The sequence below is a fragment of the Bacteroides caecigallinarum genome, from assembly GCF_021530995.1.
Classification (GTDB): Bacteria; Bacteroidota; Bacteroidia; order Bacteroidales; family Bacteroidaceae; genus Phocaeicola; species Phocaeicola faecigallinarum.
Genome location: NZ_JADYTF010000003.1, coordinates 39,601 through 60,930 on the forward strand (window position 1 = coordinate 39,601; position 21,330 = coordinate 60,930).

The window sequence follows — 21,330 nt, forward strand, 5'->3', positions numbered from 1 at the left end:
AATGATCTTACTTAGAGTTGCAATATTTTTTCTGCTGATGTTGTTGCTGCCGGACTGGTACATACACCGTATATATATAAGGTGTAAGAAAAGTAAGCTTTACAACAGGCTTCTATGGTGGCCAACTATAGGTCTGCTTCTGATGCTGGCTCTCTTCATAGCATTACACGACAGTCTGCACGACTATTTCGGCATATTCCTTATCGTAACTTTATGTTTCTGTATTCCCAAACTGACATTTGTCTTATTCAGCCTTGTGCTGAGGGGCATCAATAAAGTAGCAGGACTGAAAATACCTCATGCGGCAATATCTGCCCTGCCCGCTCTGGCTATGCTGGGATATATTCTTTTCGGAGCGATAAAGGGAAAAGAGAATTTCAAGGTAAGGGAGGTGACATTCACATCGGCAAACCTGCCTGAAGAATTCGACGGCTACAGGGTTCTGCAACTCTCGGACATACATTCCGGAAGCTGGAAAGGCAATCCTGAAGCGTTGAAAAGAGCTATAGATATATGCAACAGTCAGAATGCGGATCTGGCATTGTTCACCGGCGATCTGGTTAACAGCCGTTCCGACGAGCTTATAGAATTTATGAATATCTTCTCTGAATTGAAAGCGAAGGATGGTGTTTATTCCGTATTGGGAAACCACGACTACGGGACATACGTCAAATGGAATTCAGAAGCAGACAGGATTACAAATATAGACTCTCTAATATCCCGCGAAAACAGAATGGGCTGGAAAATGCTGAACAACAGTCATACTATAATCAGAAAAGGTAATGACTCTATAGCAGTGATAGGAGTAGAGAACAGCGGACGTCCTCCTTTTCCTGACTATGCCCGTCTGAAAGAAGCCTCAGCAGGCACCGAAGGCATGTTCCAGATACTAATGAGCCATGACCCTACCCACTGGCGCAGGGAGGTTCTGCCTAAATCGGATATAGAACTCACACTGTCGGGACATACACACGACATGCAGATAACATTCTTCGGACTGTCCGTTTCATCGTTCATTTATCCTGAACATAACGGCATGTATATGGAAGGAGACAGAGGACTTTACGTAAACATAGGACTGGGACATGTATTGTTCCCGATGCGCCTTGGAGCATGGCCTGAGATAACGGTTATCACACTAAAGAAAAAATAAATAAAAAATTATACAGCAACTGGTTAATAATTAAAAACTTATGAAATTTCTATTCATTATCTATCAAATTTGTATTTGGTTGCCGATTTTCCTTGTCACAACAATTCTTACGGCACTGACAACCATGATTGGATGCCATCTTGGCAACGGGCATTTCTGGGGATACTATCCCGGAAAGATATGGTCGCAGATAACATGCTACACTTTGCTTCTTCCGATAAAGGTAACAGGACGTGAAAACATAGACCAGAAACAGTCATACGTATTCATAGCCAACCATCAGGGTTCGTTCGACATCTTCCTGATTTACGGTTTCCTGGGAAGAAACTTCAAGTGGATGATGAAGAAAAGCTTGAGAAAAATCCCGTTCGTAGGAAAGGCATGCGAATCGGCAGGATTTATCTTTGTTGACAAGTCGGGTCCCAGAAAGATACATGAAACCATCGAACAGGCATTCCATGTACTGAAAGACGGAACTTCGCTGGTGGTTTTCCCTGAAGGAGCAAGAACATTCACCGGACACATGGGAATTTTCAAAAAAGGAGCATTCCAGCTGGCAGACGAACTTCAGCTTCCTGTTGTTCCGCTGACTATTGACGGCTCGTTCAATATACTTCCGCGTACCGGCAAACTGTTGTCCTGGCATCCTATGAAGCTTACCATCCACAAGCCTATATTCCCGAAGTGCAAAGGTCCTGAAAACATCAAGGAACTCATGGAAGAATCGTACAAGGTGATAGAAAGTGCGTTGCCTGACGAATATAAAGGGAAGGTTGAAAATCCGGACCAATAAATACGCAAACATAAAAAAACAGCTCCGGCATATTGGAATTTGTTTCCTTATGCCGGAGCTGTTTTTTTATTGTATTATATAAATCTGCACTGATTACCATTCAACGAACTTGCCGCGTGCTCTGCGGTCTGCAAGAATTTCTTTCAGGCGTTTGTTCTTTTCCTTAGCGATGAATTTACGTCCGAAGATATTAGGAATGGCAACTCCCAGGGAGATACACAATATCACCATACCCGAAGTGATACCGCTCTGGATAGCCTTCATCAAGACTGAAATCTGCTCAGGCGATTCCACATTCATATTGATGATACCGAAAAGCATACGGTACATAAGAACTCCCGGAATCATAGGAATGACAGAAGGGATGGTCAATACGTGGTTTGGACAGTGGAACCAGTGTACAGCCTTGATAGCTATAAGGCTCACCAATACAGAACCTGCAAACGATCCCATCACCAGTCCCATGTCAAGACCGATATTGTCTGTACTCGGACCGAGATTTACGAAGTTACGTGTACAAACAGCTATAATACCTCCTATGGCAACAACCCACAACAGACGGCGCGGTATATTGAATATCATAGAGAATCCCATTGCAGAAATAGCAGCAGCTATGGCATATTCAATATACGAATGATGAGGAACCATACTGATAGTCGGGAAGAAGTTTTCTATGTGACAAATCTTAACGGCAAACGCTATACCGAAAGCCATGGCAGAAACCATAAGCAGAGTATTTACAGCTCTGACAACACCTACCTGAATATAATTGTCGAGCATATCATCGACAAAGTTTATCAAAGGAACACCCGGCACGATAAACAGCGCGCATGCCAACAGAGGATGCCAAGGTGTTGATGTCCATGAAGCGGGCAATAGAGTTGAAGCCCATGCTATCATAGTAGATATAAAAGCAGCAATAGCAATACCCATGTAATGATTTAGACCTGACTCATTACATTTGGCACGTACTCTCATACCGATGATGGCCGCTATTGAAGCATAGAGAAACGCAACCCAGTCGCAACCGAACTGAATACAGAAACCGCCGCAGGCAAAACCGGCACCGATGGCAACCTGCCAAGGAGTATAGTTACGTTTGCGCTTGCGAATTTCTTCCAGTTCTGCCTCGTATTGGTCGAGTGTGTAATCGTTCTCTATTGCACGCCAAGACAATTTACTTACAGCGGAAATAGCTGTCATATTCACTCCATGACCTTCTATTCTTTGGAATTTAGTAAATGAGTAATCACCATCACTCACATTTACCATAAGCATTGTGAAGCTGACATTGATGTGAAGTTTTTCTTCCGGAATACCCAGGAAAGCGGCAGTACGCTTCATGTTTCTTACAACGCGGTTGGTGTCGGCAAGACTCTCAACCAGAAGTTTTCCGGTGCGTAGAAGTAAATCTACTCTTCGATGAAGCAACAGCTCATCGTGTACTTTTTCAGTCGTCTGAAGATGTTCCATATAGTCAAGTTTTGTTTTCGGCTGCAAAGGTATTAATTATTCCTATTTTATGTGTATCTTTGTAGCGCAATATTATACAAAAAAAATATCCGGATTTGGTAAGAAACAGAAAAATCACATATCGTTTCCACAGTTTTGTGGAAAAATTACACACCTTTTAATAATAAAAACTACTTGACAATACATTTTAAACAGTTTATTTTCAGTAAATTAGATTCTCCGTCTCAATTATGGCATATGGATTGCCATTAATTTAACGGCATCTAAAATATTAACAGATTTGTATATGAAACGATTTTTAACAAAGAGAGACTTGAAGTTCAAGAAGAAACAAGCCATTTACGCATGCATCTGCATTATCTTAGTAGTAGGTCTTTATTTTATCTTCAACAGGAAAGAAAAACCTGTCGTCGAAAGACCTATAGTATGTGTGCAACCTGTCGTACAGGAGAATGTTGAAATCTATGGCGACTATGTAGGACGAATCAGAGCGCAACTTTTTGTTGAAGTCAGAGCCAGAGTGGAAGGCTTCCTGGAAAGAATGCACTTTGAAGAAGGTAGTTACGTTAAAAAAGATCAGGTACTTTTTGTCATCAATCAGGACCAATACCGCGCAAAAGCAGACAAGGCCAGAGCACAATTGAAGAAAGACGAGGCTACGGCTCTGAAAGCCAAACGTGATTTGGACCGTATCCGCCCACTTTATGAGCAGAACGCTGCCAGCCAGCTGGATCTGGACAATGCCATTGCAGCGTACGAAACGGCAGAGGCTAGTGTAGGTATGAGCAAGGCTGACCTTGAACAGGCCGAACAGGAACTGGGATATACCATCGTACGCTCCCCTATTTCAGGACATATAAGTGAAAGACTTGTTGACCCGGGAACACTGGTAGGAACAGGAGGCAAATCACTGCTTGCCACAATTGTAAAAAGTGACACCGTAAACGTGGATTTCAGCATGACAGCCCTTGACTATCTTAAAAGCAAGGAAAGAAACGTTACATTCGGTCAGAAAGATACTACACGTACATGGAAACAAACTGTAACGGTTACACTGCCGGACAATACCGTATATGAGCATAAAGGTCTGGTGGATTTCGCGGCTCCGCAGGTTAATCCAAAGACAGGTACATTCCAGGTAAGAGCTGAACTTCCAAATCCCGAACATGTACTTCTTCCGGGACAGTTTACAAGCGTAAAAGTACTTCTCGACGTAAGAGAGAATGCTACAGTTATTCCAAAGAAATCACTTATCATCGAAAAAGGCGGATCATACGTATTCGTGATGCGACGCGACTCCGTAGCAGAAAGACGCTTCATCGAGATAGGTCCGGAATTCAAGAATGATGTTGTAGTGGAAAGAGGTCTGGCACCGGGAGAAATGATTGTGACAGAAGGTTACCACAAGCTAACACCGGGAGTGAAAGTACAGGTTGCTCCTGAAGATATAAGCCAGGAGGAAAACAAGGCTGACAATGACAGCAGCACTACAAGCAAGTGAAATTAACACAGAGGTAAACTAACCAAGCTACAATTTATGAAAGTAAGTTTCTTTATAGACAGGCCGGTATTCTCGGCTGTCATCTCAATACTTATTGTCATAGTAGGTATCATAGGATTGATGATGCTTCCTATCGACCAATACCCACAGATTACTCCGCCTGTGGTTAAAATCAGTGCCTCATATCCGGGTGCGAGTGCCGTAACCGTTTCTCAGGCGGTGGCAACTCCTATCGAGCAAGAACTCAACGGTACTCCCGGTATGCTTTATATGGAATCAAACAGTTCGAATACAGGTAGTTTCTCGGCTACGGTAACTTTCGATATATCTGCCGATCCTGATATGGCATCCGTTGAAATACAGAACCGTGTGAAACTGGCTGAATCAAGACTTCCGGCGGAAGTTGTTCAGAACGGTATCGAAGTGGAGAAACAGGCTGCCAGCCAGCTTATGACCCTTACATTAGTATCTGACGACCCTAAGTTTGACGAAATCTATCTTAGTAACTTTGCCACACTTTATGTTCTCGACCTTCTGCGCCGTATTCCTGGGGTGGGTCGCGTATCGAACATCGGTAGCCGTTATTACGCAATGCAGATTTGGGTTGACCCTGCCAAGCTTGCCAATTACGGACTGACAGTAAAGGATTTGCAGAGTGCATTGAAAGACCAGAACCGTGAGTCGGCAGCCGGAGTATTGGGACAGCAGCCTATGTCGAACGGAATAGATATTACCATACCTATCACAGCCCAGGGACGTCTTTCTTCTGCATCCCAGTTTGAAGAAATAGTGCTTAGAGCAAATCCCGACGGTTCACTTATCAGAATGAAGGATGTGGCAAGAGTTTCGCTCGAGGCATCATCATACAGTACCGAGAGTGGAATCAACGGTGGTAACGCAGCTGTGCTTGGCATATACATGCTCCCGGGAGCCAACGCAATGGAAGTGGCACAAAGAGTGAAAGATACAATGGAGGAAATCAGCCAGACATTCCCGGAAGGTCTGGAATACAATTTCCCGTTCGATATGACAAACTACATCTCGCAGTCTATCCATGAGGTGTATAAGACTTTGTTCGAAGCCCTGTTCCTGGTGATTGTGGTGGTGTTCCTGTCTCTTCAGAGCTGGAGAGCAACACTCATACCTGTGGTTGCAGTACCTATATCGCTTATCGGTACATTCGGATTCATGCTGATATTCGGGTTCTCACTCAATATGCTTACACTGTTGGGACTTGTTCTTGCCATCGGTATCGTGGTGGACGATGCCATTGTGGTAGTGGAAAATGTGGAACGAATAATGGAGGAAGAAAAACTCAGTCCTTACGAGGCCACAAAGAAAGCTATGGAAGGTCTTGCCGGAGCCGTAATCGCAACATCACTGGTGCTGGCTGCGGTGTTCGTTCCTGTAAGTTTCCTTTCCGGTATCACAGGACAGTTGTACCGTCAGTTTACAGTGACAATCGTTGTGTCAGTACTTCTTTCCACTGTTGTGGCATTGACATTAAGTCCGGTGATGTGTTCTCTGATATTGAAACCTACAGATCCGGACAAGCCTAAAAACAGAGTGTTCAACTGGATAAACAAATGGCTGGGGATCGGTAATAACCAGTACGTGAAATATATAAAACGTATAATCAAGAATCCGCGCCGCGTAATGGCAGGTTTCGGTATGGCACTCATATTTATATATGTGTTCCACAGATTGGTTCCTACCAGCTTCCTTCCGGTTGAGGACCAGGGATATTTCACTGTAGAGCTTGAATTGCCTGAGACTGCCACACTCGAACGTACGCGTAAGGTTACTGACAGGGCTATTGACTTCATAATGAAAGACCCTGCTGTGGAATATGTGCAGAACGTTACAGGTACCAGTCCACGTGTGGGAACAAGCCAGGCAAGAAGCCAGCTCACAGTCATCCTGAAAGAGTGGAAAGAACGTGACAATACTACGATAGACGAGGTAATGGACAGAGTTCAGAAAGAGCTTTCTACATATCCCGAAAGCAAGGTTTATCTTTCTACACCACCGGTAATTCCAGGACTCGGTACTGCCGGAGGTTTCGAAATGCAGCTTGAAGCCAGAGGTGAGGCTACATACGATGACCTGGTACGCGCTACAGACACTCTGATGCATTATGCTTCAATGCGTAAAGAGATTGCAGGTCTGTCATCATCACTGCAGGCTGAAATTCCTCAGTTGTATTTCGATGTTGACCGCGACAAGGTGAAACTCTCAGGAGTACCAATGGCAGATGTATTCTCCACAATGAAGACTTACACAGGTTCGGTTTATGTGAACGACTTCAACATGTTCAACCGTATCTACCGTGTATATATCCAGGCCGAAGCTCCTTATCGCCAGCAACGCGAGAATATAGGTCTGTTCTTCGTAAAAGGTTCGTCAGGCGACATGATTCCGCTTACAGCACTTGGAACAACAGACTACACTACAGGACCAGGTAGTATCAAACGTTTCAATATGTTCAATACATCTGTTATACGTGGTACAACTGCCAACGGTGCCAGTTCAGGACAAGTAATGGAAATTCTGGAACAAATAGCACGCGAGAAACTTCCTGACAACATAGGTGTGGAATGGAGCGGTCTGTCATATCAGGAAAAACAGGCAGGCGGACAGACAGGTATTATATTGTCACTGGTATTCCTGTTTGTATTCCTCTTCCTTGCAGCACTTTATGAAAGCTGGACTGTACCTATCGCTGTATTGATTTCACTTCCGGTTGCAGTGCTCGGAGCATACGCCGGAGTAACATTGTGCGGACTTGAGAACGATACCTACTTCCAGATTGGTCTTGTAATGCTTATCGGTCTTGCTGCAAAAAATGCCATCCTTATCGTGGAATTCGCAAAAGACGAGGTAGATAAAGGCAGAGATGTGATAGAATCTGCCATACATGCGGCACAATTACGTTTCCGCCCTATCCTTATGACATCATTGGCATTTATCCTAGGTATGCTTCCAATGGTATTGGCTACAGGTCCGGGCTCTGCGAGCCGACAGGCTATCGGCACCGGAGTATTCTTCGGAATGATAATAGCCGTTACAGTAGGTATAGTGCTTGTGCCATTCTTCTTCGTAATGATATATAAGGCTACAGGCAAAATGAAACAGAAACGTATCAACATAAAGAAAGCATAATTTATGAAACATATAGCATCTATATTAAGACTGACAATCTTCTTCCTTATGGCTTCCACTATCGGTGGTTGCCAGTTAGGAAAGCACTATACACGTCCTCAGATTGAGATGCCTGAAGTGCTTGACAGCTTGAGCATGGACAGCACGTCAATGGGTGATTTCCCTTGGGAAGAACTTTACACGGACACCACACTGCAGGCTCTGATAAGAAAAACACTTGAATACAACAAGGATATGCTTATAGCCGGCGCACGTATCAAAGAACTGGCTGCCATGAAACGTATCGACTGGGCCAACATGTTTCCGGCTATAACCAACAGGATTTACGCCGAAGAGGAAGTGGAAAATTATGGTGGAAACAACCGTAAACCGGACGACCAGTTTGATATCAAATTCGGAGTTTCATGGGAACTTGATTTATGGGGCAACCTACGTTGGGCACGTGATAAGAGTATGGCCGATTTTATGGGATCCATAGAAAATCAGCGTGCTCTGAAAATGAGCCTCATTGCACAAATGGCACAATCATATTTCGAACTGGTGGCATTAGACAATGAGTTGGCCATAGTTAGAAAGACTGTTGATGCGAGACGTGAAAGTCTGTATCTTGCCAGAATCAGATATGAAGGTGGATTGACAAACGAAACAGCGTTCAGACAGGCCCAGGTGGAATTGGCCAGAACAGCAACTCTTATTCCTGATCTTGAAAAGAAAATATCATTGAAAGAGAATGAAATAGCTTTCCTGACAGGCGAATATCCACATCATATAAACCGCTCAGTGCTGCCTGAAGATGTATTGCTACCGGCTACCCTACCTGTTGGTTTGCCATCAAGCCTTTTGGAAAGACGTCCCGACGTAAGACAGGCTGAACAGTCGCTTATCGCCGCAAATGCAGCAGTTGGAGTGGCATTCACAAATATGTTTCCACGCCTGACTCTGACAGCATCGTACGGAGCAGAAAGTGAGGAGTTGAAAGATATATTCAAATCTCCACATCACCTTATTACCGGTTCGCTCATTACCCCGATATTCAATTTTGGAAAGAATCGTGCGGCACTAAAAGCAAAGAAAGCCGCATACGAGCAGGCCACATACGCTTACGAAAAAGCTGTACTAAACGCATTCAAGGATGCAAGAAACGCAATCGTGGAATTCAACAAAACACGCGATATATACGAAACCAGATTGAGACTGGAACAGGCTTCGAAAAGTGCTCTTGACCTTGCCGAACTGCAATATATCAACGGTGTCATCGGATATATCGACTTGCTGGATGCACAGCGTGGTTATCTGGATGCACAGATAGGATTGAGCAATGCAATACGCGACAAGCAGATTACTCTGGTAAATCTCTACAAGGCTCTTGGAGGCGGATGGTCGCAGGATACAAAATAAAGACATAATTTACAATACGTTTAGAAACTGTTTAGGCAGTGTTTGATCTTCTCGTTTGGTTAAACGGAAATCAAACACTGCCTAAATGTTTTCTAAACATAAGATTAATGCTGTCAATTCATTCCGAGCATAGGACCGACTACTTCCCACAATCCCATATAGCGTAACATAAATTCTATACCGCCCAATACATGACCTGGCATTGACAAGTCTGTAAGAGTGGATGAAGTCCACATTTTATGAGCGTTCACGGCATTGGAATATGGAACGAAATCATCCAGTGGCGAATGATACATATATATTGGAGCTTCCGGCTGGACAGATGAATTGACTAATGAGTTCTTACGTAGCGCATCAATAACGGCTATCACATCGGCATTCCCATTGAAAGTAGGCGTATCAAAGAAATCAGGATGTATCACTTCCGTGATATCTGTACCCAGTGCCTCGTGCCACTCTGAAAGCGGTCTTGTGGAGAACATCTTGTTCAAGCCTTTTTCAATTACTATCGGAGCATAGAGATTTTCATCACTGACCTGCAAGTTTTCTCCATATACCATACCACGAATCAGATATGGTAAATATCCTGTACGCGCATAAGGTAACGGATTATCCTTATATGATAGAAAAGTCTGGAGAATACTTTCCAGATCATAAGGACCACCACCCGCATATACAGCCCTTACACTTCCTGCCTGACCTCTCCTTTCAAGTTCGAACAAGGTAGCCATGGAAGCCTGACCTCCTTGTGAGTATCCCACCAGTTCAATATCATCATCTGTTTCAGTCACCAATTTCTGCTTCAGATATTCTTTTGCAGCCCCAATCATATCAGCACATGCAGTACCAGTCAGTAGATTATGCTGGTACGGATGCTGACGGTCGGGAGTTTGGCTTGAGCCATATCCCAGATAGTCCGCCATAACGATAACGTGTCCGCTTATAACAGGTAACATCTCGTAATAGAAAAGCTGCTTCGAAGGCGCTTCTTCCATATCGAGTGTCCCATGCTGAATACTTACCAGGTGGTCGTAGGATGATGTTCCGCTTGGCATGGCAATAACTCCAGACGCGACAACAGGATTTCCGTCTACCCCGGTTGTAGTATATTCAATCGCGGCAACATCAACATCACGCATCAACATAGAAACAAAATCTGCAGATAAGTTTATACCCTGGCCGGCCACATAGTCCACCACCATCGCTGCAAGTTCCTCCTTATTGAAGCTGGTTTCTTTTATAACTTTTGTTAGATAAACATTCTCTGTAGAAGGTTCATCCACAGAAAGAGGTTCATCATTGTTACAGGCTACAAGAAAAAGCAGCATCAATAACGTCAACAGTTTACTCGTAAAATGCTTATTCATTCTTCTATGTATTTATCAGTTAGTTAAATTGCTGTAAATATAATCATTTACAGTAAAAACAAAGAAATCTTTGCCATATTTATACTGATAAATACACACTAATTTAATTGAAGAACTTTATACCGATGAATATAGTTCTAGGCTGTGTAGGACCGTAGAAATATTTTGAATCACGTCCTATACCTTTATCCAAGTCTTTCTGGAAAGCATTGAATATATTGTTCACACCACCGTTCAACTGTAGTTTCAGATGATCGTTCAATACAAAAGTGTAGTTCAGTTTCAAGTTCAGTTCCATGAAGTCCGGAGTCTTTTCAAGAACATCTTTCTCTATATAACCGGCAAAGTGAGGTACAAGCATACGTCCTGTATATACACCCGACAATGAGAAATCAAAATTCTTGTTTTTGAACGGAGCCGAAGTAAACGTAAAGTAACCGTAAAGGTCAGGAGTACGTGTCATCTTCTTCGTTGGTGCCACATCGGTATCCTCACTCCAGTAAACAGCCTCTGTGTATCTGCTCTGCTGTGCGGTAAAACCTAACTGCAACTGGGCATCCCTGCCATGAGCAATCTTATAGTCGATATTCGCTCCATATACTCTCGCACCACGTCCGTTGCAACGCTCCTGTATGGTAGTTCCCGGCTGATCGCCCTCACCTATATTTTTAAGATAGAATACATCGTTAAGCATTGTGTAGAAACCTTCCACCAAAAGGTTTGACTGGAAATGGCCGAAAGAAGCACTCCAATCTACAGAACCGCTGAAACTGTTTGAGCGTTCAGGTTTGAGCCCTTCCGCCAGACGGATAATCATAGCTTCACCACCTACTGCAGCTACGTGCAAGTCCTCATCATATGCCTGTGGAGCACGGAAACCTGTAGACCATGTCAGACGTCCCTGCACCTTATCCGACGGTTTCCACAAGGCATTCACGCGCGGACTGAATATCACATTGTCCACAAGGTTATGCTTGTCAAGACGGAATCCCGCCAACAAAGTGAACTTATCCATCTTCCATTCGTTCTGGGCGTATGCGCTGGCTACTTTCACATCCTGTTTCAAATCGCGGTTATATCCAGCCATGATGTCATGCAAGGCATTGTACTGATACTCCAGACCACCGGTAAAAGTAGCCGGAGAGAAGAGACACTTGTCCATATTGCCCACATACATTGCTCCACCTACGGCTGTCAAATCGTCCGTAGTTCCGTATGCCTTTCCCGGATCATCAAGTTCCTGCGTACCATAGTAGCTGTTGCGGTCTGTATGCTGAACAGAACCGTAGACAGAGAGTTTATGACGATATTCATTGAAGAAAACATCATATGTCAGACCTCCACTGTTTATAATATGCTTTGTCTGCTCACATATATCTGCTTCATGAGGCTGCAGATTGAAATTGCTTCCTCCACGTCTGAATTCATTTGTAGTATGATATTCCAGGCTGATACGGCTGAAATGAGTCGGGCGGTAATAAGCTCTGAGTCCGAATGTATTCATATTCAGCTTTCCCAGTTCCGAGAAACCGTCGCCATCAGCGTCATACGGATTTCTGTTTCTATACGACTGATACAATGCTATACCGTATGTATTGTCAGAAGATACGAGAGAGGCATTCGCTCCCATATACTGTTCCCAAGATTTTCCTCCAAGATTGGACATATTGGTAGAAACCTGAAATGAATTGTTTATCGGATCTTTGGTTATGATATTGATAGTACCACCTACAGCATTTGCACCGAAAAGAGCCGATCCACCGCCACGCACTACCTCTACCCTCTCTATCATATTCACAGGAATCTGCTCTAGACCATACACTCCAGACAATGCGCTCATCACCGGACGGCTATTGATAAGAATCTGCGAGTACGGACCTTCAAGACCATTTATACGCACCTGTGGGAAACCACAATTCTGACAGTTATTCTCAACACGCAATCCTGACTGATAGTTAAGCGACTTAGCCAAATCAGTAGAATTTACCATTTCGAACAGCTTGTTGTTCATCACGTTCACCACCACAGGAGCAAGCTTTCTGCTTGTCTCATTTCTGTTGGCAGAAACCACCACTTCGTCTGTCATGATAGTTTCCTCAGAAAGGACAAAATGCACATCTACAGTATATTCATCGCTCACGTTCACCTCCTTGGTTTGCTGTGCATAACCCACAGAATTCACTTTCAATGTGTATTTTCCCGCTGGAACTTTCTTCAGTTTGAAATATCCGTCTGTATCAGTCACTGTTCCCTCGCCAGTTTCCACTATAATGACCGTAGCGTACGGAAGACTGTTTTCTGTACCTTTTTCTATTACATGACCTGTTATTACGTTACCCTCTTTCACTGGGCTGTTATCGACTCCTGTCGCCATACTGACTATAGCGCACAAAAGAGCCGAAATGAATATTGATAATTTCTTCATTTCTTTATTTTTTTAAGTTTGATAAAATGTTACGACGTATTTATCCCATACCTATACAGAAATACAGGCACGAAAAGACAGGACACCATACATGGCGCCTTACTACACAAATAGAAATGAAGAATAAGGAGGTGCACGCAGACCTATACCGGAATCGAATTCCGGCAACAGACATGTAGGGACATGTTCTGTATAGTCAATAAGGAATATAGGTTGAAACGGAGTATCGACAATCAAAGGTTCCGAAGCTTCCAAAGAATGGAAATCCGTAAGAAAATGCATAACCAGAGTCTGTCCGGCGCTATGTGAATGCTGGTCCGAGAATGGATGCGAATGCACAACCATTACGCCGTTCACCACGTGTACATGGGCGTATGCAGAGATTATGGCATAATATACCACAAACACATTAAGAAACAGCGAAGCTGTCATTCTGATCCATGTCCTAGTGTTTTTTGTCATAATCTTCTGATATTTCTGCCTATTAAAATTACGGGCGCAAAGATACATCAAAATACTACTGACAGCAAGTTTATCACAATTTTATCTACTTATCAGATAGCAAAATACCTTTTTTTTAGGTAGTTTATTAAAGAATTTCATTATATTTGTTATAAAATTCAAAAACAAATCCAATGATAACAGAAGTAACAACAAAAGACGCTACCGAAATAACCGCCATATATAATCACTATATACGTGAAAGTGTAGCCACTTTCGATACCGAAGAATGGAGCGTAGAGAAAATGTCGGAACGCATACAGACTCTTTCGTCCGCTTATCCATATATAGTTTTCAGAATGCCTGAAGGAAAGATAGGAGGTTTCTGCTATGCACATCCATGGAAAGAAAAAGACGCTTACAGCCGTACACTTGAGACTACAGTCTATGTATCACCGGAATATACAGGTCGCGGCATAGGGAAACAACTTATGAATGAGCTTATCAGGATATGCCGCGAAAGGAATTTCCTTACTCTCATAGCCTGCATAACAGAAGGAAATGAAAGCAGTTTCAGACTTCACGAGAAATTAGGTTTCGAGCGTGTTTCACATTTTAAGAAAGTAGGTATGAAATTCGGGAAATACCTCGATGTGATAGACTACGAGCTGATACTATAACCTCAAAAAAAACACTGAATAACAAATGTTCGAAGACATATTTCAAGTAAAATCAAATAATATCACTCCAAAGAAAGGCAGAATATTACTTGCCTCTCCATTGCTCAACGATTACCATTTCGCACGTACGGTAGTACTTATGGTGAGTCATGGAGACAACGGCGACATGGGTGTTGTCTTGAATAAAGACTTCAGATATCATGTTTCATTGAACGACCTGGTAAAAGAACTGGAAGATGTACCTGCAATACCGGTATACAAAGGAGGGCCCGTGGGACGCGACACGATGTTCTTCATACACGATATTGAAGAAATAAATGACTCGCTTCCTCTAAGAAACGGTCTGTTCATGAATGGAGATTTCAATCAGATGATAGACTATATCAAATCCGGCAATCCAATTTCAGAGAGAGCACGTTTCTATCTCGGTTATGCCGGATGGGAAGAAGGACAGTTGCAGTCCGAAATGGAAGAAGACACATGGATTGTGAGCGAACTTACGAAAGACAGACTTTTCAAGGAGAATTACAGGTCATTATGGATGAACTGCATGAATGACATGGGAGAGCCATACAGCACATGGGCAAAATATCCTACATTTCCAACAATGAACTGACAGCCCGGCATAACACTATCGGTTGGCTATCTTCTGATACATACAAACATCATAATACTGCTGTCCCCGACGTATCCACGACTTGAGGACGGCAGTTTCTGTAAATCCGCAAGAAAGGAAAGTTTCACGTCCAGCCTCATTATCGCATCTGACATACGCATACAACTGATTCATACTTAAAAATCTGAAACAGTGTTCCTCCATCATGCGGAGAGCATTTCGCCCAATACCCTTTCCTCTGAATTCGGACAAAACTACAATTCCAACCTCAGCCCTGTTATTGCGCACATCAAAATCGAACACATCCACTATTCCCGCCACCTTTCCGTCAGGCAATACAATCATCAGCCTCAACTGTTTGTCAGTAAATATATCGTTAGTGTTGGCAGCAATATACTGTTTCATCTGATAACGTGAATAAGGTCCGGTGTTACCGCCATTATGTATCCACAAATCAGAATCGTTTTCTATATCCAGCATGATGCCAAGATCTTCCGGCTCTGGGGCACGAAGTATTATATCCATACTCATGACTCCTCCTCTTCCTTAAGCAAGTCAAGTTCCGAAAGCAGCCTTTTCTTGCCCGGTACACAGAACATCGAGGCAAGTACTGCCATTGCACCGCAGAGCAGGCCCGTTGTATCCATGGTCCAGTAATACAGAGATATATTGAATACAGCCACCACCAAAAGCAGTATAATCCTTACCTCACTCCAACGGCGGTAACTCTTCAAAGCGCTATCAATATCAAGGTTCCGAATATACTTTGTCAGAGACAGATTGAATATACGCAACGACATAGGGATAAGGCATATTGCAAGTAACACGCCGGTCAACTGGGCAATATATACAGCTCTGGAATTACCAATCAGAGTACCTTCCTCCAAGATACCGTTTTCATATCCAGCTATCAGGCATATAATAACAACCCATGTAACAGCAAACTCTATTTTAAGCAGTCTAATCAATCTGTCTATTTTCTTTTCCATCATTCAATTTTCGTTTTATCACATTTTACCTGTAAACTCAATCCTGTTCACTATAGAACGTCCCAAAGTAACCTCATCAGTGTATTGCAGTTCGTCGCCTATCGAAATACCGCGCGAAATGACAGATACCTTCACATCAAGTCCGTTCAGTTTGCGGAAGATATAGAAGTTCGTACTGTCACCCTCCATAGTAGAGCTCAATGCAAGAATTATCTCTTTCACTCCACCTGCCTTTACACGGTCCACAAGGCTGTCTATCTGCAAATCGTTCGGTCCCACACCATCCATAGGTGAAATCACACCGCCCAGCACATGATATAATCCGTTAAACTGTTGGGTATTCTCCACAGCCATCACGTCGCGGATATTCTCGACCACACACACAATTGATGAATCGCGCGAAGGAGTGGAACATATACGGCAGACATCCGTATCCGAAATGTTATGGCATACCTTGCAGTATTTCACTTCATGTTTTAGTGTTACTATCGCATTGCCGAACGCCTCTACAGATTCCGTGTCCTGACGCAAAAGATGCAGTACAAGACGCATGGCAGTCTTTCTTCCTATACCCGGCAATCGTGAAAACTCGTCAACGGCCTTTTCCAGAAGTACCGATGGATATTGTTGGTTCATTGTGTCTTTTTTTGAGTTTGTTAGTTTACTTCAAGCCGCAAAAATACAAAAAATCTGATTATCTTTGTGCTTTAATTTGCTAATAACATGAACGGAATATTTATCCTTATCACCATAATAATCTATTTCGGGATATTGCTGTGCATATCGCGAATCACAGCCCGCAGCCACTCGGACAACGACGCATTCTTCCGGGGCAACCGCCAGTCACCATGGTATATAGTGTCATTCGGAATGATAGGCGCATCACTCTCAGGAGTAACATTCGTTTCTGTGCCGGGAATGGTGAAAAACATAGATATGACCTACATGCAGACATGCATGGGTTTCTTTGTAGGCTATCTGATAATAGCTCACGTACTCCTCCCCTTATACTATAAGCTGAACCTTACGTCAATCTATACATATCTGGGGCAAAGGATAGGCAGATATTCATACAAGACGGGGGCTTCATTCTTCCTCATATCCAAAATGCTGGGAGCGGCTGCCAGACTATATCTGGTATGCATCATTCTGCAACACTACGTGTTCGACGCCTACGACATACCGTTTGCCGTGACAGCCATAGGAACCGTATTGCTGATATGGCTATATACACACAAGAGCGGCATACGCACGATAGTATGGACAGACAGCCTGCAGACACTGTGTCTGCTTCTGGCCTTGGGGCTTATATTGTATAATGTGGCAGACAAGCTGAACCTGGACATTGGCGGAGTGATAGACACCATAAAGAACAGCAGCGAAAGCCGCATCTTCGTTTTCGACGACTGGCAGTCAAAACAGAACTTCTTCAAACAGTTCTTCAGCGGGATATTCATAACCATAGTAATGACAGGACTTGATCAGGACATGATGCAGAAGAACCTCTCCTGCCGTAATCTGAAGGAAGCACAAAAAAACATGTACTGCTACGGAATATCTTTCGTGCCGGTAAACCTGCTTTTCCTTTCATTGGGTATCCTCCTAATGGTAGCTGCCACACAGATGAACATAGCCATTCCGGCTAAAGGCGACGACCTCCTTCCGATGTTTGCGGCTGGAGGTCATCTGGGATATGCGGTACTGGTGTTCTTCACCATAGGAATAATAGCGGCAGCATTCTCCAGTGCCGACTCCGCTCTAGCCGCCCTGACAACAAGCTTCTGTATAGACATTCTGAATACGGACAGATATAGTGAAAAGAAAGCCGAGAGAGTAAGAAAAATCACTCATCTTGGTATAAGCATAGTGTTCGTGGCATGCATCCTGGCATTCGAGGCTATAGACAGCCAAAACGTGATAGACACTATATATACACTTGCATCATATACCTACGGTCCTCTGCTGGGACTTTTCTGCTTCGGACTTTTCACCAAATTAAGGCCACGCGACAAATATGTGCCTTATATAGCAATTTTATCACCTGCAATATGCTACATAATAGACATTCTCACATTCAATGCCACAGGATACAAGTTCGGTTACGAAATGCTGATGTTCAACGGTTTTCTCACATTCATGGGACTTGCCGCATTGAGTTTGGGAAAGAAAAGGGTAAGTTGTTAGTTTTTAATTGTTAGAAAATTTATAAAAGACATATATATGGAAATAAAAAGTGCAGAATTCACAATAAGCAGCTCAAGAGCTGATATGTGTCCAAAATCGGATATACCGGAATATGCTTTCATAGGCCGTTCCAACGTTGGAAAATCCAGCCTTATCAATATGTTGACAAAGAAGCCGAAGCTTGCCATGACTTCATCCACTCCGGGTAAGACTCTGCTTATCAATCATTTCCTCATCAACAAGGAATGGTTCTTGGTTGACCTACCAGGATATGGATTTGCCCTGAGAGGAAAGAAGATGATGGAAAAAATCAAGAACCTCATAGAATACTACGTTCTTGAGCGCGAACAGCTTACCTGCCTTTTTGTACTAATCGACAGTCGTCATGAACCTCAGAAAATCGACCTTGAATTCATTGAATGGCTTGGCGAAAACGGTGTTCCGTTTGCAATTATCTTTACAAAAGCCGACAAACAGACTGTAGGCAAGACAAGACAGAACGTAAACAACTACCTGAACAAGCTGAAAGAGCAGTGGGAAGAACTTCCTCCTCATTTCATTTCTTCATCTGAAAACGGTACTGGCAGACAGGAGATACTTGACTATATAGACGGCATCAACAAATCACCGAAAGAACAATAAAAAAATTAATCCGCTATATACTCCTTTGATAGATGTATAAAGCGGATTAATTTTTATAATCGTTTTCTGAGCAAGAGATACAAAACATTACCTACACAAAACGTACATCTTTCAATATCTTCTTCATCACATTACGTCTGGCCGTCTTCAATCCTGAAGATAAAGACTCAGCAGATATTATTTCAAGACAATTACTTAATTCAGACAGAAGTTCCGGAAAGAACCTGCACTGCTCGTATGCCAGCTTCATACACAAAGCACGATTAGAACACGATTCGTGAGACGATTGTATAGTTTCAAAACAGAAATCGATAAAATCGGTACTCAAAGTATCACATTCAAACGGCTGCCTCAACAGAAGAGTGAGAAGCAAACGTTTCTTTCCATCATGCTTTTCAGCTATAGCCTTATCAATCAGTTCGTCATGCTTTGCATACAGCCATTTATTATTCGACAAGTCAAAATGGGCGAACACCCACAAGGCATTATACGAAACCCTGACATCCTCATCAGATATCAGGGTATATAGTTCTTCTTTCAGACTGTCATTGTCCGGTCCTTGAGTGAGAAAACACATCTCGTGTATGTCGTCCTGACTCAAACGCTGAAGGAATCTCTTACGAAAATCCATATCCTATCCCTCAATTTCGCTTAGTTCCATCCAACGCATGGTCTTCTCGTCTATCTCGTCAGAAAGAACCGGCAGACGCTTCGACTTTTCAGTAAGTTCGTCCACACTCAGTGTACCGCTGCAAAGAGCATCTTCTATAGCTTTCTTCTCGGCTTCCAGTTCGGCTATTTCCTTTTCAAGCTGTTCAAACTCCTTCTTTTCCTTGAAGGTCATGCGGCGTTTGTCGTTCAGGCGCACCTTCTGGGTTTTCTCCTCCTTTGGTTTGGCGGCTTCCTTTTCATGGTCCTGCTTTGCAAGTTTCCAGTCGCGATAATCAGAATAATTGCCCGGGAAGTCACGGATATCCCCCTGACCGTTGAACACAAGGATATGATCTACCACCTTATCCATGAAGTACCGGTCGTGGCTCACCACAATCACACATCCCTTGAAGTTCTGAAGATATTCCTCCAGTACCTGCAATGTTACGATGTCGAGGTCGTTTGTAGGCTCGTCCAGAACAAGGAAGTTAGGATTACGCATCAATACAGTACAGAGATACAGGCGTCGTCTTTCACCACCACTCAACTTATATACATAACTGTGCTGAGTCTCAGGAGTGAAAAGGAAATGCTGCAGGAACTGTGATGCCGTAAGTCTCTTGCCGTTACCCAGCTCTATCACTTCGGCAATATCAGTGATAACATCTATCACCTTCATCTGCTCGTCAAACTGCAATCCTTCCTGCGAATAGTAACCGAAACGCACTGTCTCACCTATATCCAGGCGCCCGCTGTCAGGCTGCTGCAATCCCATAAGGATTTTTATGAAGGTTGACTTACCAGTACCGTTGTTTCCCACGATACCCATCTTTTCATATCGCGCAAAGATGTATGAAAAATCGTCAAGAATCTTCAGGTCGCCGAAACTCTTATAGAGATGATCGGCTTCGAATATCTTAGAGCCGATGTATGAAGCCTTTACGTCAAGCTTCACGTTCGAATCGTTCATTCGTCTTTTAGCCACCTTTTCCAGCTCATAGAAAGCCTCCTCCCTATATCTCGCCTTGTGTCCGCGGGCCTGCGGCATACGGCGCATCCATTCCAGTTCGGTACGATAGAGGTTGTTGGCCCTTGCTATTTCCGCATTGGCGGCATCTATCCTCTCCTGGCGTTTCTGGAGATAGTAACTGTAGTTTCCTGTATATGAATAAACCTGCTTGTTGTCAAGTTCGATAATCTCAGAGCATACACGGTCGAGGAAATATCTGTCGTGAGTAACCATCAGCAAGCTCAGAGTACCACGCTTGAGATATTCCTCCAACCATTCTGTCATATCTAGGTCCAGATGGTTAGTTGGCTCATCAAGTATAATCAGATCCGGCTCTGTGATAAGCACATTGGCAAGAGCCACACGCTTGAGCTGACCTCCGGAGAGTTCTTTTATTTTCTGATTGAAATCCCTGATTTTCAACTGCGAGAGAATCTGTTTTGCTTTTCTTTCATAGTCCCATGCCTTTTCGTGCTCCATGCGTGCCAGCAAGTCCTCTAGTCCGGGATTTCCTTCGGTCTCCATACATTTCTCATATTCCTTTATGAGCTGTACAACAGGAGTTCCATGATAGAAACATGCCTCGAGCACTGTTATATCGTCTGGATACTGAGGACTCTGTTCAAGATAGCCTACACGGAGGTCGCGACGGAAAGTAATCTTTCCATCATCATAGCCTTCCTTTCCGGCAAGAATGTTAAGCAAAGTTGTTTTTCCGGAGCCGTTTTTCGCTATCAGACCGATGCGCTGTCCCTCGGCCACTCCGAAAGATATTGAATTGAATAGAACCAAATCGCCGAAGGATTTGGTAAGATTTTCTACCTGTAAATATGGAGTCATTTGAGT

18 protein-coding genes are annotated in these 21,330 nt (G+C 43.4%); 9 read left to right on the forward strand and 9 right to left on the reverse strand.

What is annotated here, in order from left to right; genetic code table 11:
- Position 1: 1 nt before the first annotated feature.
- Together I6E24_RS01055 and I6E24_RS01060 are read left to right on the forward strand one after the other, a co-directional pair.
- On the forward strand, positions 2–1,153 hold the full coding sequence (locus I6E24_RS01055) for a metallophosphoesterase (RefSeq protein WP_235325542.1): 1,152 nt from the start codon (positions 2–4) through the stop codon (positions 1,151–1,153).
- A 40-nt stretch (positions 1,154–1,193) separates the two neighbouring features.
- Entirely contained in the window at positions 1,194–1,946 is a 753-nt protein-coding gene (locus I6E24_RS01060; RefSeq protein ID WP_235325543.1) for a lysophospholipid acyltransferase family protein, read from the forward strand.
- 93 nt (positions 1,947–2,039) lie between these two features.
- Here I6E24_RS01060 and I6E24_RS01065 read toward each other — a convergent pair whose 3' ends face one another.
- Positions 2,040–3,419: a threonine/serine exporter family protein gene (locus I6E24_RS01065; RefSeq protein WP_235325544.1), complete on the reverse strand. Its 1,380-nt coding sequence runs from the start codon at positions 3,417–3,419 to the stop codon at positions 2,040–2,042.
- A 286-nt stretch (positions 3,420–3,705) separates the two neighbouring features.
- On the opposite strand from I6E24_RS01065, the gene I6E24_RS01070 reads away from it, so the two are divergent.
- From I6E24_RS01070 to I6E24_RS01080, 3 genes are read left to right on the forward strand one after another with little or no spacing between them, the layout of a single operon-like run.
- A complete protein-coding gene (locus I6E24_RS01070) occupies positions 3,706–4,920 on the forward strand; it encodes an efflux RND transporter periplasmic adaptor subunit (protein WP_235325545.1) in 1,215 nt (404 codons plus the stop codon).
- A gap of 36 nt (positions 4,921–4,956) precedes the next feature.
- Positions 4,957–8,082 carry an efflux RND transporter permease subunit gene (locus I6E24_RS01075; RefSeq protein ID WP_235325546.1) on the forward strand — a complete coding sequence of 1,042 codons (3,126 nt, stop codon included), beginning with the start codon at positions 4,957–4,959 and terminating at the stop codon, positions 8,080–8,082.
- 3 nt (positions 8,083–8,085) lie between these two features.
- The gene (locus tag I6E24_RS01080) at positions 8,086–9,480 is read left to right on the forward strand and encodes an efflux transporter outer membrane subunit (protein ID WP_394800343.1); all 1,395 of its coding nucleotides are present in this window, start codon (positions 8,086–8,088) and stop codon (positions 9,478–9,480) included.
- A 113-nt stretch (positions 9,481–9,593) separates the two neighbouring features.
- Here I6E24_RS01080 and I6E24_RS01085 read toward each other — a convergent pair whose 3' ends face one another.
- The 3 genes from I6E24_RS01085 to I6E24_RS01095 all read right to left on the reverse strand — a co-directional run bounded on the left by I6E24_RS01085 (position 9,594) and on the right by I6E24_RS01095 (position 13,734).
- Positions 9,594–10,847: an alpha/beta hydrolase gene (locus I6E24_RS01085; protein ID WP_235325547.1), complete on the reverse strand. Its 1,254-nt coding sequence runs from the start codon at positions 10,845–10,847 to the stop codon at positions 9,594–9,596.
- 103 nt (positions 10,848–10,950) lie between these two features.
- Positions 10,951–13,272 carry a TonB-dependent receptor gene (locus I6E24_RS01090; protein WP_394800344.1) on the reverse strand — a complete coding sequence of 774 codons (2,322 nt, stop codon included), beginning with the start codon at positions 13,270–13,272 and terminating at the stop codon, positions 10,951–10,953.
- A 102-nt stretch (positions 13,273–13,374) separates the two neighbouring features.
- Positions 13,375–13,734, reverse strand: a complete 360-nt coding sequence (locus I6E24_RS01095) for a hypothetical protein (protein ID WP_235325548.1) — start codon at positions 13,732–13,734, stop codon at positions 13,375–13,377.
- 173 nt (positions 13,735–13,907) lie between these two features.
- Here I6E24_RS01095 and I6E24_RS01100 point away from each other — a divergent pair, with 173 nt between their 5' ends.
- Together I6E24_RS01100 and I6E24_RS01105 are read left to right on the forward strand one after the other, a co-directional pair.
- Positions 13,908–14,393, forward strand: coding sequence for a GNAT family N-acetyltransferase (locus I6E24_RS01100; protein ID WP_235325551.1), 486 nt, complete (start codon positions 13,908–13,910; stop codon positions 14,391–14,393).
- Between the two features lie 25 nt (positions 14,394–14,418).
- Positions 14,419–15,009, forward strand: coding sequence for a YqgE/AlgH family protein (locus I6E24_RS01105; protein WP_235325552.1), 591 nt, complete (start codon positions 14,419–14,421; stop codon positions 15,007–15,009).
- A gap of 15 nt (positions 15,010–15,024) precedes the next feature.
- Here I6E24_RS01105 and I6E24_RS01110 read toward each other — a convergent pair whose 3' ends face one another.
- The 3 genes from I6E24_RS01110 to recR are packed head-to-tail and all read right to left on the reverse strand — an operon-like array spanning position 15,025 to position 16,634.
- Positions 15,025–15,540 (reverse strand): GNAT family N-acetyltransferase, encoded by a 516-nt coding sequence (locus I6E24_RS01110; RefSeq protein WP_235325553.1) that lies wholly within the window; start codon positions 15,538–15,540, stop codon positions 15,025–15,027.
- Positions 15,537–15,998, reverse strand: a complete 462-nt coding sequence (locus I6E24_RS01115) for a hypothetical protein (protein WP_235325587.1) — start codon at positions 15,996–15,998, stop codon at positions 15,537–15,539. Before I6E24_RS01115 ends, I6E24_RS01110 begins: the two co-directional genes overlap by 4 nt.
- An 18-nt stretch (positions 15,999–16,016) precedes the next feature.
- A complete protein-coding gene (recR, locus tag I6E24_RS01120) occupies positions 16,017–16,634 on the reverse strand; it encodes a recombination mediator RecR (RefSeq protein ID WP_235325554.1) in 618 nt (205 codons plus the stop codon).
- Between the two features lie 87 nt (positions 16,635–16,721).
- On the opposite strand from recR, the gene I6E24_RS01125 reads away from it, so the two are divergent.
- Complete coding sequence (locus I6E24_RS01125) at positions 16,722–18,182, forward strand: sodium:solute symporter (protein WP_235325555.1); 1,461 nt, start codon at positions 16,722–16,724, stop codon at positions 18,180–18,182.
- Positions 18,183–18,218: 36 nt separating this feature from the next.
- A complete protein-coding gene (yihA, locus tag I6E24_RS01130; protein WP_235325556.1) occupies positions 18,219–18,824 on the forward strand; it encodes a ribosome biogenesis GTP-binding protein YihA/YsxC in 606 nt (201 codons plus the stop codon).
- Positions 18,825–18,915: 91 nt separating this feature from the next.
- On the opposite strand, the gene I6E24_RS01135 is transcribed toward yihA, so the two are convergent.
- Positions 18,916–19,455, reverse strand: a complete 540-nt coding sequence (locus I6E24_RS01135; protein WP_235325557.1) for a hypothetical protein — start codon at positions 19,453–19,455, stop codon at positions 18,916–18,918.
- A gap of 3 nt (positions 19,456–19,458) precedes the next feature.
- Positions 19,459–21,324, reverse strand: coding sequence for a ribosomal protection-like ABC-F family protein (abc-f, locus tag I6E24_RS01140; protein WP_235325559.1), 1,866 nt, complete (start codon positions 21,322–21,324; stop codon positions 19,459–19,461).
- Positions 21,325–21,330 lie beyond the last annotated feature (6 nt).